The sequence below is a fragment of the Marinoscillum sp. genome (genome assembly GCF_965229915.1).
Taxonomy (GTDB): Bacteria; Bacteroidota; Bacteroidia; order Cytophagales; family Cyclobacteriaceae; genus Marinoscillum.
In genome coordinates this window covers 4,837,209-4,853,192 of record NZ_CBDDJZ010000001.1, presented here as the reverse complement: position 1 = coordinate 4,853,192, position 15,984 = coordinate 4,837,209, and the positions used below count along the sequence as shown (strand labels likewise).

The following is a 15,984-nucleotide window of genomic DNA, read 5'->3' as shown; positions in this document are numbered from 1 at the left end:
TGCGTTATGCTTCGCTTTTTACTCGCCTTGATACTATTTCTCCCATTCATTGTGCACGCTCAGGATGGAGACTACAACCTGGGAGCAAGCAGTAGCGCCATGGCGGATGCATCCGTGGCTACAGTCAATTCATGGTCGTTATTCAACAATCCGGGTGCCTCTGGAAGCTTGAAAGCCACTTCGGTGATGGTGAGTTACCAAAATCGCTACAACATCGAGGGATTTCATGTGGTAGGTGGTGGCGCCATCTATCATACCAGGCTTCTCAACTTTGGTGTCAAATACTTCAAATTTGGAGATGATCTGTTCAATCAGCAGCTACTAGGACTGGTCATAAGTAACAAGTTGCAAATGGTGAGTTTGGGTGGAGGTGTAAGCATCATTCAAACGCATGCAGAAGGTCTGAAAGATGACCGAAAACTGGTAGGAGAATTTGGCGGGCTGGCGGAGATCACTGATATCATCTCCTTTGGAGCACATATTTTCAATTTCAAACATGGAGCCCAATACCCCACCACCATGAAAGCCGGGATGTCCATCGCACCGCTGGAAAACATTGCGCTAAATTGGGAAGTAGAAAAGCAGCTGGAAGCACGGGAGATTTTTAAGGCAGGTCTGCAATATGGACTGATGGACTTTTTAGTACTCAGAACCGGAGTGAACCTTCAAGGTACTGAATCCGGCACGACTACTAATGCCGCTTTTGGCTTTGGAATCAACACAGCTGGGTTTTTGATGGATTACTCGTTTACCAGTGCCCCTTTGGGAGCGGTGCATGAAATCACCCTTTCAATCGAATTTGGAAAAATAGACGAATGAGGAGATTCTGCTTCATAGCGTTACTTTTGATCACTGTACTCGCTTGGGGACAGGACATAGATCTAGAGGAGTTTGCTGAAAAACGCTTCCAAATCCAGGATGAGGACATCAGCTATGAAGACCTCTATGAATCACTCCTGCTATTCTACACCAACCCATTAAACCTGAACAAAGCATCCAAAGCCGATCTTGCCTCATTATACATTCTCACACCGGCTCAGGTCAATTCCTTTTTTCAATACCGCGAGGATGTTGGCAAACTCATCTCGTTATACGAACTGCAAGCGATTCCTGATTTTGATGTTCCCACCATTCGAGACCTGTTACCCTTTGTGACCGTAACCGAGGTGTTGGACTCCAGGCCTCTGGTCAAAAGAATTTTGAATGAAGAAAACAACTACCTGCTCTTACGATACTCCACCACTGTGCAGCAACCGGAGGGTTATCAGCGAGAGGATGATTCAGAATACACCGGTGACAGAAATACGCTCTACGGCCGTTTTCGAGTGAGTCATTCGGATGATTTCAGTTTGGGAATGACCTTTGAAAAAGATGCTGGTGAACAATTAGCCATCGATCCTTCAGAACAGCAATACGGTTTTGACTTTTACTCTTACCATTTCGCCTTGCAGAATAAAGGCAAGTTCAAAACACTGGTATTGGGAGATTACCAAATGCAGTTTGGGCAAGGTTTAGTGTTTGGGGCTGGATTTGGGGCTGGCAAGGGTGCAGAGACCATCAATACGATCAAACGAAACTCCACTGGGGTAAAACCATATACCTCCGTATTGGAATCAGGCTTTTTCCGAGGAGCAGCAGCCACATTAAAGTTTGGCAGTCTCGAGGTGACGAGCTTTGGGTCTTACCTCGCGCAGGATGGCAATCTGCAAAATGATACCACCTATTCTGATTTTGAGGAATTTGTCAACGCCATCCAGCAAACCGGCTACCACCGCACTGCTAACGAACTAGGATCGAAAAACACCATCAATGAACTCAGTACCGGTATGGCTGTGGAATACAACATCAAGCATCAGTTCTCCATTGGTGCGACCGGACTATATTCACATTATTCTCGACCGCTCCAAAAGAAGCCCAATAACTACAATCAGTATGAATTCTCCGGCGATGAAAACTTCATCGGTAGTGTTTACTCCAACTTCAACTATCAGAATCTGATGATTTTTGGAGAAGTGGCGCGCTCACAGTCAGGTGGAATGGGTGCCGTGAGTGGCATATTACTGTCCCTTACACCTAAACTGGATTTTAGCTGGTCCTTTAGACACTATGATAAGGATTTCCATTCCTACTATGGCAATGCTTTTGGCGAAGGTACTCGGGTGATCAATGAAAGGGGAACCTACTGGGGAATTGCTTATAGACCAAGTAGAAAATATCAGTTTTCGGCATACTTCGACAAGTTCACCTTTCCCTGGCTGCGGTTTAGGGTAGATGCGCCTTCCAGTGGTTTCGAATACCTCGGACGATTTACCTATAAACCTACCCGGTCAATCACGATCTATGCACAGTTTAGGCAAGAAAACAAGGAATTATCAGTGGGTTCTGAGGATGGTTCCTTAAGCCAGCTAACTGAGACAGTTAAAAGAAACTACATCGTCAATTTGGATTATGCTATCGGTCGGGCATTCAGTTTCAAATCTCGGATTCAAGGATCGTCCTATTCACAAGTGGATCAAACCACTCACGGTTTAGCAATACTTCAGGATGTGAATGTGAGTTTCTGGAAGATGAAACTGAGCACGCGTTTTGCACTATTCGATACCGATGACTACAATAACCGCCAGTACATCTATGAAAAGGATGTACTCTATGCATTCAGTATTCCAGCCTACAATGGCATTGGCACTCGCACATATTTCCTGGCCCAATACAATGTCAACCGCTCCTTAACCTTATGGGCTCGGTACTCGATGTTTGACTATACCAATCAAGACTCGGTCGGCTCTGGGTTAAATGAAATTCAGGGAAGTCTTCGATCAGATGTGAAGCTGATGTTGAGGTATAAGTTTAGGGGTTAGGAAAATCTCACCGCCGTACCACTGGCACTTACCATCAGCATTCCTCCAGCTTTTCCCACCGTTTCATAGTCCAGATCCACAGCGATTACGGCATTGGCACCCATGGCCTGAGCACGCTCCTGCATTTCCCGTACAGCGATATCTTTGGCCTCTTTCAATGCTTGTTCGTAGGCACCTGATCTACCTCCTACCACGTCTGTTATGGATGCGAAAAAGTCCTTAAAAATATTGGCACCGATGATCGCCTCACCAGTGACCAATCCAAAGTATTCAGTGATTTGCTTTCCTTCAATGTTGTTGGTAGTTGTAACGAGCATTTATCTTAAGTTATCCGTTTCTATGGCTTTGCGTTTGAAAGCTCTGTTTAACAACGGATAAATCAAGACGGAGGTTAAGATCAGTCCTGTTCCCACGTAGAAACCAGGAGTCATTTGCTCGTCTTCCGGAAAGAAGATCAGTGCCATGATGATTCCATAGACCGGCTCCAAATTGACCGTCAGATTGACAGAAAAGGCCGACAACCGCTGCATCAGCTTGACTGAGTAGCTATAGGCGTAAACCGTACAGACCAACCCAAGCAACAACAGGTATCCCCAGTCGCTAAGTGTAGGACTCATTGCAAGTGAATCTACTCCATCCAGCATCAAGTATATCGGGAAGAAAATGGCTATGGCTATGGTAGCCCCTACCATTTCATAAAAGGTGATCACAAACGGATCTTCTTTTTTGGTGATATTTCCATTGATCACGGTAAACAAAGCGGAAATAAATGCCGAAAGAACCGCCAATGCCAATCCCAGGATGTAATCGAATTCTACATTGAAAATGATCACGATTCCTGCAAACGCTATAACGCTTAAGATCACTTCAAACAGTTTTATCTTCTTCTTAGAGGTCAGTGGCTCCAGAAAACTGGTCCATAATGAACAAGTAGCCATACCAGCCAGGCAAACCGAAACATTGGAAACCCTGGCTGAAAGGAAAAATAAGATCCAATGAGCCGCTATTAATGCTCCAGTACCCAGTGTAACCGGAAAGTGCTTACCCGATCGGAAATTGAAACCCTTTCTCCAAATCAACAAAAGCACAGCCAGTCCAAGTGAGGCAATCAAGGTGCGAAAAAAGACCATCTCTACAGATGGCAAATCAATCAACACGCCTAGAATAGCAGTGAATCCCCAGATCAGCACAATAAAGTGCAGAAAAGCGAAATCCTTGTTCTCCTGGGTCATCGAGGCACGGTATTGTAAAGAACTAACCCTAGCACGGAGAAGATCAGATTCGGAATCCATACGGCAATAACTGGATCAATTGTTCCAGCTTCTGCAATAGCCCTTGCCAGGATAAAGAAAAGGATAAATATAAAGGCAATCAAAAAGCCCAGAGCAATCTGAAAACCAGTTCCCCTTCTTGATTTTTTTGCCGAAACGATCACGCCTATAAAACAAAGAATGATCACCCCAAAAGGCTGCATGTAACGTATATACACTTCTATTTGGTAGAATTGCACATCATCTGCACCCCTGCTTTTCTGTAGTTTGATGTAGTCATTCAGTTCGGTCAGCGTCAATGTCTCGTGGTGCCTTTCCTTATTTTGAAAATCTGCAGGAGAAAGGTTCAACAAAGTATCAATATCTTTGGACGCACCTCCTCCTGTTATGATCTCTTTGTCATCAAAAATCTGACGCCTCTGCCAGTTTTTCAAACTCCATTTGTTAGTAGCTGTATCCCAGTGAATCCGCTTGGCCGTGATTTTATCTACTAGCTGCTCATCAATTATTTTCTCCAACGTGACGGTGTACCCAATATCGCGCTGGTTGTTGTACCGATCGATGTAGATATAGTCATTGTCAGCAATCTTTAAATGGATATTTCTGTCAGAGTAGAAAAAGGGCTTTTTCAGGTAATTCAACTCAAAACCAATCCGAAACTTATTAGCATCAGGAATGACATACCCCATAAAAACAAAGCTCATCGCAGCGATGAGACTAGCTCCGATAAAATATGGAAGCAACATTCTCCGAAATGAAACTCCGGAAGCAAGAATGGCCACAATCTCCGTTTTAGCCGCCATTTTAGCCGTGACGAAGACTACGGCAATAAAGGCCGTAATGGGAGTGAGTAAGGTGGCGAAGTAGGGAAAAAGGGTCAGGTAATACTTGATGATCTGTGCGCGAGAAACGTTGTTTTGAATGAAATCATCATTCTTCTCTGTAAAGTCGATGACACAGATGATCAGCACGAGTAAGAACACCACAAAAATGAATGTGGTGAGAATCTGACGCAGTATGTACCAATCTATTTTCTTCACAGTCTTGTGGTCACTTTTTTAATCATGCGATCTTTCCAGGTGGCAAATGTACCTGCTTTTATCTGTTCCCTTGCTTCCTTTACTAACCACAAGTAGAACGTTAAATTGTGTACACTACAGATTTGAGCTCCGAGTATTTCTTTACTCATAATCAGATGCCGCAAATAAGCTCTAGAATAAAATGTACTCACATAGCCTCCTATCGGTGGGTCAATAGGAGAAAAGTCCGTTTTCCACCGTTCATTTTTGATATTAATGATGCCCTCACTAGTAAATAACATGCCATTTCTTGCATTACGTGTTGGCATCACACAGTCAAACATGTCTACCCCCAGCGCAATGCATTCCAATAGGTTTTCAGGAGTGCCTACACCCATCAGGTACCTCGGTTTATCCGTCGGAAGGATATCACATACCAGCTCAGTCATGGCATACATGTCTTCATGAGGCTCGCCCACCGATAATCCACCAATGGCATTTCCTTCACGTCCTTGCTCCGCTATAAACTCCGCAGATTGCTTTCTTAAGTCTGGATAGGTACTACCCTGAACAATTGGGAAAAGCGTTTGTGAGTAGTCATAAATGGGCTCTGTCTGATCAAAATGCTCGATACACCGGCGCAACCAACGATGCGTCATGTGCATGGAGTTCTCGGCATACTTTTTATCGCAAGGATAAGGAGTGCACTCATCAAAAGCCATGATGATATCTGCACCGATCACCCGCTGAATATCCATGACATTTTCTGGGGTGAAATCATGCATGGACCCATCGATATGTGATTTGAACTTCACTCCCTGCTCAGTAATTTTTCGGTTATCCCCGAGACTATAGACCTGATACCCACCACTATCTGTCAGTATGGGTTTATCCCAGCCATTGAACTGATGAAGACCACCAGCAGCTTTGATCACATCCAAACCGGGCCGCAAGTAAAGATGGTAGGTGTTGCCTAGAATAATCTCGGCTTTGATATCCTCCTTGATCTCCCGTTGATGCACAGCCTTCACCGTTCCGGCTGTACCCACTGGCATGAATATGGGTGTTTCAATCTGACCATGATCAGTGGTGATCAATCCAGCACGCGCTTTGGAGGATGGGTCGTTGTTTTCTAAGGTAAATTTCATGAACGCCGCAAAAATAGTTGGCTCTCCATGAAAAGCATGATTTTTAGCCCTCTATCTTTACCTGCTGTGTTGCTGACAGCTGTTACCATCGTTTTTTATCTGACTGGCCTGTTTCATCTAGCCGGGGTTTTCCTTCAGTGGAAACGAATCAGTCAACTCAGATACCAATCCCTGGAGAAGAATCAAATCCCGGTAACGGTTATCGTTTGTGCACACAATGAGTTAGCCAACCTTCAAAAGAACCTGCCTCCTATTCTAAATCAGCAAAACTCCACTTTCGAAGTACTCATAGGCCTGGACCGATGTAATGATGGCTCCAAGGAATGGCTACAACGGCAATCCCACCCACATTTAAAATGGATAGAGATCGATCAGACTCCTGAAGGTTGGGACTCAAAAAAGTATGCATTGAATCAATGCATCCAACGAGCTGCTAGTGATTGGCTGTTGCTAACGGATGCAGATTGTGTCCCTGTATCTGACTATTGGCTCCAATCCTTTCAGTCGCTGTTTGCAGCAGATATCAATCTGGTGATAGGGCTAGGCCCATATCATGCCACTCATAATTTCATTTCCAAAATCACCGAATACGAGACCTTGCTTACAGCAACACAATATGTAAGTGAGACAATTGCAGGTCGGCCTTATATGGCTATCGGCAGAAATGTCGCCTATCGCAAGTCGTTATTTCAAGAGGTTGCAGGATTTGATGGAATCCAGCATATCACCGGTGGTGATGATGATTTGTTGATTCAAAAAATGGATTCAATTGCAAGGCCAGCTGTTAATATCCATCCGAAATCGCTAACCTATTCGGAGCCAGAACGTACATGGAAGAAGTACCTGACTCAAAAGACAAGACATCTCTCCGTTGGTAAGCATTACAAAGAAAAATTTCAAAAAAGGCTCTCGTTCCATTCTGGAATCCATTCCAGCTTATGGTTGAGTTGTCTATATTTGATAGGTTTTTCAGATAACCCCTGGAGAATTATTGTACCCTTTGCGTTGTTGGTACTTATAAAAGGACTATTTTTCAAGAAAATCGCCAGCAAAACAGGCCTTCCTTTACGAGTCGCCTGGTATCCTTTGATGGATATAATGTATGCGATTTTTCTACCTCTGGTAGCTATCAGAGCGATGCTAGAAAGGAATATTAGATGGAAGAAGTAAAAAGGCAGTTTTCAGATAAGGCATTAAAAGATTTCAAACTCATCGACCGTGCTACACTGGAAAATGATGAATCGGCTTTTGCTGAGTTAATGAGTCGTTATAAAAAGCCGGTATACCACATGATCTTAAAAATGGTCCGTAATGTGGATGATGCTGAAGATCTGACCATCGAAGCATTCGCCAAAGCATTCCGTAACCTTGCTCGTTTTAAGAAGGACTACACGTTCAGCACCTGGTTATTCCGAATAGCCACCAATAATGCCATTGACTTTATCCGTAAGAAAAAGCTGGAAACGTATAGTCTGAACACCTCATTTACTGATGACAGTGGAGAGTCTGTTAACATCGACGTAGAAGCCAGCGACCGTACACCTGATCAGGAAGCCATCAATGCTCAAAAAATCGAGCTGGTGCGCATGTTCGTGACCAAACTTCCCGCTAAGTACCAACGATTGGTTAAGCTCAGATACTTTGACGAGCTTTCCTATGAAGAAATAGCTCAGGAATTGGAGGCCCCTTTGGGTACTGTGAAGGCTCAGCTACACCGCGCCAGAGAGCTCATGTACGAATTGGTGAAAGACAAAAAGAAACACATTTGATGAGCTCTGGAGTTCAGCAGGTATTCGATCACTTCCCAAATCTTACCGACCTACAAAAAGACCAGTTTAGACAATTGGAAGGTCTTTATACTGATTGGAATGAGAAGATCAATGTGATCTCCAGAAAGGATATTGACCAGCTTTACACGCGACACGTTCTTCATAGTCTGGCTATTGCCAAATACCTAACTTTTGAATCCGGCAGTAAAATTCTGGATATCGGTACCGGCGGTGGATTTCCAGGCATTCCACTGGCTATTTTGTGTCCTGAATGCGAGTTTCTGTTAGTTGATAGTATTGGTAAAAAGATCAAAGTAGTGCAGGAAGTGGCGGATGCTGTGGGATTAGAAAACCTGAAAGCTGAACACATCCGAGCAGAGAAGATCAAAGACAAGTTTGACTTCATCGTATCCCGGGCAGTAGCCAGAACCAAAGTGATCTACCAATGGTCCAACAAGCTCATCCGACCAACGGATCACCCTACTGCAGCCAATGGCTATCTCCTTTTGAAAGGTGGTGATCTGAAAGAAGAGCTGAAAGAGTTTGGCCGGCCTCACAACATCAAGAACATCAAGGATTACTATGACGATGAGTTCTTTGATACCAAGAAGATCGTATATATTCCCGTATAAAGAATCAACCCATGAATGCCGAAGAGTTTAGAAAGCGCGCACACGAAGCAGTAGACTGGGTAGCTGATTACCTGGAGAATATCGAACAATATCCGGTTAAATCGCAGGTCAAACCCAAAGATGTCTACCACCAGATTCCGGATTCGCCTCCAGAAAATGGAGAATCATTCGATCTGCTGATGTCAGATCTTGACGACAAAATCATGCCAGGTATTACCCACTGGCAGCACCCGCACTTTCATGCGTATTTCCCAGCCAACAACAGCTACCCTTCCATTATTGCTGAAATTATTACAGCAGGTATCGGAGCACAATGCATGGTTTGGGAAACCTCTCCTGCAGCTGCTGAGCTTGAAGAGCGAATGATGGAATGGCTAAAAGAAATCATGGCTTTGCCAAGACACTGGCACGGTGTCATCCAGGACACAGCATCCACTGCTTCACTGGTGGCCATTCTTACTGCACGGGAGAAGGTGACTGATTTTAACATCAATGAGCAAGGCTTCACCACAAAAAAACTACGGGTTTATTGTTCAGAAGAAACCCACTCATCAGTGGAGAAGGGAGCTAAAATAGCAGGTATTGGACGATCCAATGTGATCAAAATTCCAGTCGATTCAGCCAAAGCAATGATCGCAGCAGAGCTAGATAGACAAATCAAAGAAGACCTTGCTAGTGGATACACTCCGTGCTGTGTCATTTCAGCTCTGGGAACCACCGGGACCTTAGCTTTTGATCCCACTCGGGCTATTGGTGACGTTTGCCGAAAGCATGCAGTTTGGCTACATGTAGATGCGGCTTACGCGGGATCTGCCATGATCCTTCCAGAGCTAGACTGGCTGAGAGATGGACTGGAGCTCGCTGATAGCTTTGTATTTAATCCGCACAAATGGCTATTTACCAATTTTGACTGCACGGCCTATTTTGTAAAAGACAAGGAAGTACTACTTAAAACATTTGAAATCCTTCCTGAATATCTAAAAACCAGCACTAGAGGCCAGGTCAATGACTACAGAGATTGGGGAGTCCAACTTGGCAGAAGGTTTCGGGCTTTGAAACTGTGGTTTGTCATGAGAACCTATGGCGTGGAACAAATGCGCACAACCCTTCGAAACCATTTGAAATTTGGCGAATGGATCTCTAGTCAGATTGATGTGCATCCACAATTCGAACATCTAACGCCTCCTAAGTTGAACATGGTAGTATTTCGTCATGTAAAACCTGACATGAATGAGGTGGAATTAAATAATCTAAACAAAGGAATACTAGAGCGAATCAATGCATCTGGCAAGGCGTTTCTCACCCATACCAAAGTGGACGGAAAGTACGCCATACGTCTGGTATTGGGGAATTCCTATCTTGAACAAAGGCACGTTGAGGGTATCTGGGAACTAATACTTAACTCGATCAAATAAAAAAATCAAAAAGTTGTTCTGAGGATTAGGTTTGATCGGATAAGAGTGCTAGGTTTACTGAGATTAACTTTAAACTAACCATTTATTACAACATGAAAAAATCAATACTACTAGTAGTAGCTATGATGTTCGCTGTTGCAGGGTTTAGCAACAGCAAGTACACAATCGATGACAACCAGGTAGAAACTGTAATTGAGCAGTCTGTTCAGGTTGACTTCAATCTATCACAAGAGCAAGTTGATGGTATCTTAGGTACCACTGCTATCCAAGGTGAGCCAAATGCTTGGGTTGCTTTTGCACTTGCATGGGTTGTTGGTTGGACTGGTGTTCACCGTGTATACCTTGGTGGTAAAGGAGGCTTAATCCTTATCTACATCATCACTTGTGGAGGTATCTTTGGTATTGTTCCACTTATCGACTGGATAGTTCTTCTTGTTGGAGCTATCAAAGGAGACATTAGTCAGTTCGTAGACAATGACAAATTCTTCATGTGGTAATTGATACCATTGAAAAGCTATTAACAAATAAAGGGAGCCAGAATCTGGCTCCCTTTATTATTTAGTAACAGTTTGTAAGAACTTACTTGATATTTTTGACTTGACCTGATCGTTGTATTCTATGGTCAGGTTCCTCGCATATCTGGCTCCTCCTAGATAGAAGGTATAGAAAAGTGCAGCGCCTGTCATCCCTCCGGTAAAAAAATAACCATTATATACATTCCAGGCGGTAAAGACCACCAATCCTGTCTGAACTACCCCAGAAAACATCCCTTTAAAGAAATGCCCAGCATACATCTGGCCAACTCCTGGCAAGAATAGCGACAACATATATGCCTTATCCGGGTTTTTTAGTTTCCATTTCTTTTCGAAAAAACTATCCACTTCCTGTTGTTCCATTTCCAGAGTGGAGGCATTGGCATTCAAGAACTCCTTTGCCTCCTCCAATCGGTCAATTTGAACAAGGGTCAAAAACTTCAACGGAATCGTTTCCTCAGATTGCTCTCCGTACTTTACCTGCCATTTCAGCAACTCATTTTGAGCCTTTTGATATTCCTCAGACAAGTATGTTAACAATATGCGTTCGTACAAGACCTGCCTGTTTAATGAATCATTCCTTTTGCCTATTCTTGAAGTAATATCAAATGCCTTGGAATAATTGCCCAGCGCCTTATATGAATAGGCCTTTTTAAGCAATAGTTCATCACGCACTTCTGCACTTGATGCGAAAAACGCCTCTTTCTCGTATGCCACGGCTGCTTGAAAATATTGACCTGACTCGTACAAAGAGTCTCCAGATAACTGTGCGTTACCTATAAAGCAGCCTGATAGGCAAATGCATATTAATGTAAATCGCTTCATCCACTGTATGATTATATCGTTGTTCGCTGACTCGCACACTGACCACACTCCCCCATATATTGGCTACATAAAACGTGGTAAACAGACCTCCAAAAATGATAAATCGTGCGCTTTTCAAACCATCTTTTCGGTATCCTTCATAAGCCTGCAGTCCAAAAATCCCTGTACTCACAAGCCCCATCACTCCTGGCCCAATTTGCCCATTATACAGCTTGCCGCTACCCGGTATTATTGCTGACAGCAACCCCGCCACAAATGGAGATTTCCGTTTGTGCTTTGCCAACTCCTGGTAGATCCCTGTCATGTCCTTCTGATAGTCTGTCAGCACATAGTATGTATCATTGAACCGATTAGCATAATGGTTAAACTGATCCAGGTTTCTCTGCAAAAGGGACAAAGAAGCTTTTTGATAATTGACCAGGGCCAACCTAAGAGAATCCGAACTCTGAAAGGAGTCAAATCGCTGCTCAGCCTCTTCAAACTTTCTAAGATAAGAAAGCTGAAATCCAGCATAAATACTCGATATCTCGTGAAGTGACTTACTACGAACACCCACGCTATTAAATGCGGCAATGGACTGCTCGATTTCTTTCAGTTCGTAATGATATCTCCCTTCGAAAAAGAAAAGAGAATCCATCTCAAAAGACGACAAACCACCTTGTTCATGCAGTTGGTCAATGTAGAACAATGCTTCCTTGTACTCTCCAATGGTCTCGAGATGCTCCAAAAACCGAACTTGATCATGAAAACTCTGACCATAAGCCCAGCAGGAAACAACAATAAAAAGGAAAAAGCTATTGAGGCTTTTTGTACTCATCCCAATGCTCTTTTATATGTCCTTGTCGGTTCAATAAAAACCTGGAGGTCTCCACTAATGTGGCACGATTGCATCGAGTCAGGCGATCACAAGTCATCATGAGGCCTTTCATCAAACCGTATTCATTGAATGAACCCTGACTGAACTCTGAGCAAGAATACTCATAAATACAATCGTTTAGAATCTGCTCCGATACGCTGCTGCTATAAAACTTGAGAACCCCTTTAAATTCCACTTTGGAGGTAGTATTTGCCTTTTCCTTGGCCTTCAGCAATGACAAATCATTTTTAATCGTCTGAGCGGAACTCCAAGTGAGCATCAGCACCAAACAAAGTGAGAACAATCCTTTCATTTCAGCAAAGTGGCGTTTTCAGGGATTTGAAAATTCAGAATTTCCTTATCACCCACATTGTCAAAATTAAAATCATGAAAAGTGGTCTTGGTTATGATGGAGTCTTCTTCTATATAGTCGATTTCTGTAATTGCCTCTGGAAAAGTAAGTCCGCGCAATTTGGTAAACTGGTAGAAATACATTTTCTTAAAATAAGCATCCTCTTTGTCCTTGAAGCCCATGAATACGGCCTTATCACCATCACTCACCAACTCAATGGATTTTATCTCTGATCCAAGGCTTGGTGGTGCAGCCCAGGTACTCACCAGAAAACCGTCATCTACTTTGGTGTCTGTCAGCTTGTAGCCTACCTGCTCCAGTCCCATATTGGGCACTTCACCAAGGAAGTAATAAAACGGGTTGTTCTGACTACCATAATTGGCATTGACCGATTTGTATACCGAATTTTGGTCCGGATTATATATCTGCAATTCTCCTTCGCTATTGTTCAGAATAAACAGTTCTGTTGGCTTATCAAGATAGGTAACCATATCTCCATTCTTCTTGAAAAAGATGAGCGCATCCATTCTGGTTGTCTTGCCCTGAGCGTTCACCCGCTTCACCATTTTGAAACTCAACCACTCAAAATCTTGATCTCCACCCAGTAAAGCCAATAAAACAATTAAAAAAGGAATTTTCATTTTCAGTCGAAATTGTAAAGTGCTGCAAATTACCGCGTTTAATACACAACGACAAGTTTGATCCTTAGCAGTATTTCGAACTTTGAAATTCTCGCCATGGCCCTATTAAATCCAAGCTTGTTTTTGATGAGTAATTAGAACCTCTTTTTGTACCATATGCTGACACTAGTTGTTTCAGTTTGAAACAGTGCACACTCTTCGAGTAGCCGTTTTTAATCATTCAAACTGCATTTTAAACATTGGCACGACAATAGTCTTTTGAACAGAAAAAAATTGTCATGCTTAAGAACTTTCTACTCACCAGTTTAAGAAACTTTAGAAAAAACAGAACCTTCACTGCCCTTAACTTATTGGGCTTGTCAGTGGCAATTGCTGGTATATTCACCATCTACCAGTTTGTTCAGTCTGAGCTTTCAGTTGATGCTTTTCAGCAAAACGTTCGCTCCACCTACCTGATCACGGCCGTACAGCAAACCGAAGCATCCTCCAGAGAAGTAGGCCTCTTCAGCATGAGTACCAACGAATGGTTAAAATCCAAAAACTCAGAAATTGCATCTACTCATGTGATTAGAAATATCGGCAAAGCACTGATCCGTAATGGGAATGTAAAAACCGAACCAACTCTAACCTTGACCGAGCCGAACTTCTTCGATTACTTCAACATTCCGCTGCTGAAAGGTGATGCAAAAACCGCCCTGTCAAAACCCAATAGTATCATTTTATCAGAAACTACTGCTACCGCTCTCTTTGGTGATGCAAATCCAATAGGGCAGCAAGTAGAGGTTTTTGGAGACTACCTGATGCCGCTACAAGTCACTGGTGTCATCAAAGACAACCTGAATACGCACTTTAACTACGATTGCCTGGTATCATGGGATTCCAGACCAAAGGATTCTGAACACCCATTGGGGCATTGGTACCGGTATTCACTCAATGAATACTTTAAAACGGCGCAACCTGAAAATCCCGATAAACTAGCTCAAACCCTGACATCCAGGCACCGGGAGGAATTTCCCGAAGACAATATTTCATTCCGTGTCTACCCCTTGGAAGATATTTACTTAAAAACAGCGCATGTGCAATTTCTACCAGGATACCGATCTGGTAATGAAACAAGCATAAGGATCCTATCACTGATCGCAGTATTGATTTTGGTCATCTCTGTTGTTAACTACATCAATATTAACATCTCACTCGTACTCAAACGGATCAAAGAAATAGGCATGCGCAAGGTGATGGGAGCTACAAAAATGTCACTAGGTGCACAATTTCTGGCAGAGAGTATCACTCTGGTTTTAGGTGCCAGCCTTATCGCTATTACTTTATCCGATCTGATGATAAGCAAAATGCCAGATCTTTTTGAAAACCTGAACGGTCCGTTTGTTAGTCTCCAAACCTCAAGTATTCTCGCGGGACTTACGTTGATTATTGGCGTGCTTTCAGGACTTTATCCCGCTATTTTCATTTCACGGATCAAACTTTCTGATGGGTTGAAGAGTCAACTGACCAATAGAAGTCAAAAGGGTTATGTCCGAAATGTACTCATGGGCATTCAATTCATGATCACATTTGGCCTTTTGATCATGTCTATCGTGGTTTTTAGGCAGTATTCCTTTGTACAAAACAAAGAGTTAGGATTTAGTAAAAACAATGTACTGATCCTCAACATTGGGAATTCTGGAAAAATATCCTCTTCATCCCAAGCTTTCGCTGAGGTTTTGCGCCAATTACCGGAAGTTAAATCAGCAAGTATCACTACAGATATAATAGGTACCGGTTATACAAACAACTCCTATTTTGCCATAAAGGAGGGTCAAACCAATGCCAATGAAAATGGTGTGATGAGCACATACTTTTCAGTAGATCCACATTTTATTCCTACTTACAGCTTGCAAATGAGTGAAGGAAGAAATCTTGAGGCTCAGATGGCTTCTGACTCGAACGCTGTGGTAATCAATCAAACACTTGCAACTAAGCTAGGGCTCGAATCACCCGTGGGCTCCAAAATAAAACTATTCGGTGAGGACAGTCGCTCCATGAACGTAATTGGAGTGGTTAAAGATTTCAATTTCCAAAGCCTTCATCAGGAAGTAACTCCTGCCGCATTATACCTCGCACAAAGAAATTTCTGGAACCTCAGTGTCCAATTTGATCCAGAAAATCTAACATCCCTGATGCCAAAACTCGAAGCTTCCTGGCAAGAATTTGATTCGGAAGTACCCTTTGCCTACAGCTTCTTAGATGATAAGCTCGCAAGGTTCTATCAGCAAGATCAGCGATTCACTAAAATGATAACCGGTTTTGCAGCGCTAAGCATAATCCTTTCACTAGTTGGCTTATTTGGCCTAACTGCTTTCTCCATTGAGCAAAGACTGAAGGAAATTAGTATACGGAAGGTTTTGGGAGCAGATATCAAGTCATTAATGATGCTTTTCAATAGACGAGTAATGATTGTATTTCTTACTGCTGGATGCATTGCGCTGCCAGTGAGTTATGTCCTGGTCAATAACTGGCTTTCTAATTTTGCTTACCACATACCAAATCACTGGTTGATCTACCTGACCGCCGCCCTATCTATCTTTTTACTGATAGTGCTTACGGTTTCTATCACAGCACTCAGAGCAGCCAGTTCTAATCCCGCTAAATACCTCAGAGATGATTGATA

At 43.0% G+C, this 15,984-nt stretch carries 16 protein-coding genes; 8 read left to right on the top strand and 8 right to left on the bottom strand.

All coding sequences use genetic code 11. From position 1 onward, the window contains the following. Window positions 1–6 precede the first annotated feature (6 nt). The gene (locus ACO067_RS20720) at window positions 7–819 is read left to right on the top strand and encodes a hypothetical protein (RefSeq protein WP_421877769.1); all 813 of its coding nucleotides are present in this window, start codon (window positions 7–9) and stop codon (window positions 817–819) included. Further along, window positions 816–2,858, top strand: a complete 2,043-nt coding sequence (locus ACO067_RS20715) for a ComEA family DNA-binding protein (RefSeq protein ID WP_421877767.1) — start codon at window positions 816–818, stop codon at window positions 2,856–2,858. The genes ACO067_RS20720 and ACO067_RS20715 overlap by 4 nt, the downstream gene beginning before the upstream one ends. On the opposite strand, the gene ACO067_RS20710 is transcribed toward ACO067_RS20715, so the two are convergent. The 4 genes from ACO067_RS20710 to tgt are packed head-to-tail and all read right to left on the bottom strand — an operon-like array spanning window position 2,855 to window position 6,296. Further along, window positions 2,855–3,175: a heavy metal-binding domain-containing protein gene (locus tag ACO067_RS20710; protein ID WP_421877765.1), complete on the bottom strand. Its 321-nt coding sequence runs from the start codon at window positions 3,173–3,175 to the stop codon at window positions 2,855–2,857. The two genes, ACO067_RS20715 and ACO067_RS20710, sit on opposite strands and share 4 nt — an antisense overlap. Next, window positions 3,176–4,090 carry a DMT family transporter gene (locus ACO067_RS20705; RefSeq protein ID WP_421877764.1) on the bottom strand — a complete coding sequence of 305 codons (915 nt, stop codon included), beginning with the start codon at window positions 4,088–4,090 and terminating at the stop codon, window positions 3,176–3,178. It abuts the gene before it with no gap. After that, the gene (locus ACO067_RS20700) at window positions 4,087–5,169 is read right to left on the bottom strand and encodes an LptF/LptG family permease (RefSeq protein ID WP_421877762.1); all 1,083 of its coding nucleotides are present in this window, start codon (window positions 5,167–5,169) and stop codon (window positions 4,087–4,089) included. Before ACO067_RS20700 ends, ACO067_RS20705 begins: the two co-directional genes overlap by 4 nt. Further along, window positions 5,166–6,296 (bottom strand): tRNA guanosine(34) transglycosylase Tgt, encoded by a 1,131-nt coding sequence (gene tgt, locus ACO067_RS20695; RefSeq protein WP_421877760.1) that lies wholly within the window; start codon window positions 6,294–6,296, stop codon window positions 5,166–5,168. Before tgt ends, ACO067_RS20700 begins: the two co-directional genes overlap by 4 nt. A 27-nt stretch (window positions 6,297–6,323) precedes the next feature. Between tgt and ACO067_RS20690 the strand changes: the two genes are divergently transcribed. The 5 genes from ACO067_RS20690 to ACO067_RS20670 all read left to right on the top strand — a co-directional run bounded on the left by ACO067_RS20690 (window position 6,324) and on the right by ACO067_RS20670 (window position 10,609). Then, entirely contained in the window at window positions 6,324–7,466 is a 1,143-nt protein-coding gene (locus ACO067_RS20690) for a glycosyltransferase (protein ID WP_421877758.1), read from the top strand. After that, window positions 7,454–8,065: a sigma-70 family RNA polymerase sigma factor gene (locus ACO067_RS20685; RefSeq protein WP_421877756.1), complete on the top strand. Its 612-nt coding sequence runs from the start codon at window positions 7,454–7,456 to the stop codon at window positions 8,063–8,065. Before ACO067_RS20690 ends, ACO067_RS20685 begins: the two co-directional genes overlap by 13 nt. Beyond that, on the top strand, window positions 8,065–8,697 hold the full coding sequence (gene rsmG, locus ACO067_RS20680; RefSeq protein ID WP_421877754.1) for a 16S rRNA (guanine(527)-N(7))-methyltransferase RsmG: 633 nt from the start codon (window positions 8,065–8,067) through the stop codon (window positions 8,695–8,697). The genes ACO067_RS20685 and rsmG overlap by 1 nt, the downstream gene beginning before the upstream one ends. 11 nt (window positions 8,698–8,708) lie before the next feature. Beyond that, window positions 8,709–10,112: a pyridoxal phosphate-dependent decarboxylase family protein gene (locus tag ACO067_RS20675; RefSeq protein ID WP_421877752.1), complete on the top strand. Its 1,404-nt coding sequence runs from the start codon at window positions 8,709–8,711 to the stop codon at window positions 10,110–10,112. A 92-nt stretch (window positions 10,113–10,204) separates the two neighbouring features. After that, window positions 10,205–10,609 carry an NINE protein gene (locus tag ACO067_RS20670; protein WP_421877750.1) on the top strand — a complete coding sequence of 135 codons (405 nt, stop codon included), beginning with the start codon at window positions 10,205–10,207 and terminating at the stop codon, window positions 10,607–10,609. A 57-nt stretch (window positions 10,610–10,666) separates the two neighbouring features. Here the strand turns inward: ACO067_RS20670 and ACO067_RS20665 are convergent, their stop codons facing one another. Genes ACO067_RS20665 through ACO067_RS20650 form a run of 4 tightly spaced genes read right to left on the bottom strand, consistent with a single transcriptional unit; the run spans window position 10,667 to window position 13,319 of the window. Continuing rightward, window positions 10,667–11,470, bottom strand: coding sequence for a tetratricopeptide repeat protein (locus ACO067_RS20665; protein WP_421877748.1), 804 nt, complete (start codon window positions 11,468–11,470; stop codon window positions 10,667–10,669). After that, complete coding sequence (locus ACO067_RS20660; protein WP_421877746.1) at window positions 11,418–12,287, bottom strand: hypothetical protein; 870 nt, start codon at window positions 12,285–12,287, stop codon at window positions 11,418–11,420. The genes ACO067_RS20665 and ACO067_RS20660 overlap by 53 nt, the downstream gene beginning before the upstream one ends. After that, window positions 12,265–12,639: a membrane protein insertion efficiency factor YidD gene (gene yidD / locus ACO067_RS20655; protein ID WP_421877744.1), complete on the bottom strand. Its 375-nt coding sequence runs from the start codon at window positions 12,637–12,639 to the stop codon at window positions 12,265–12,267. The genes ACO067_RS20660 and yidD overlap by 23 nt, the downstream gene beginning before the upstream one ends. Then, on the bottom strand, window positions 12,636–13,319 hold the full coding sequence (locus ACO067_RS20650; protein ID WP_421877742.1) for a hypothetical protein: 684 nt from the start codon (window positions 13,317–13,319) through the stop codon (window positions 12,636–12,638). Before ACO067_RS20650 ends, yidD begins: the two co-directional genes overlap by 4 nt. 278 nt (window positions 13,320–13,597) lie before the next feature. On the opposite strand from ACO067_RS20650, the gene ACO067_RS20645 reads away from it, so the two are divergent. Continuing rightward, window positions 13,598–15,982, top strand: coding sequence for an ABC transporter permease (locus ACO067_RS20645; protein ID WP_421877740.1), 2,385 nt, complete (start codon window positions 13,598–13,600; stop codon window positions 15,980–15,982). Window positions 15,983–15,984: the final 2 nt, after the last annotated feature.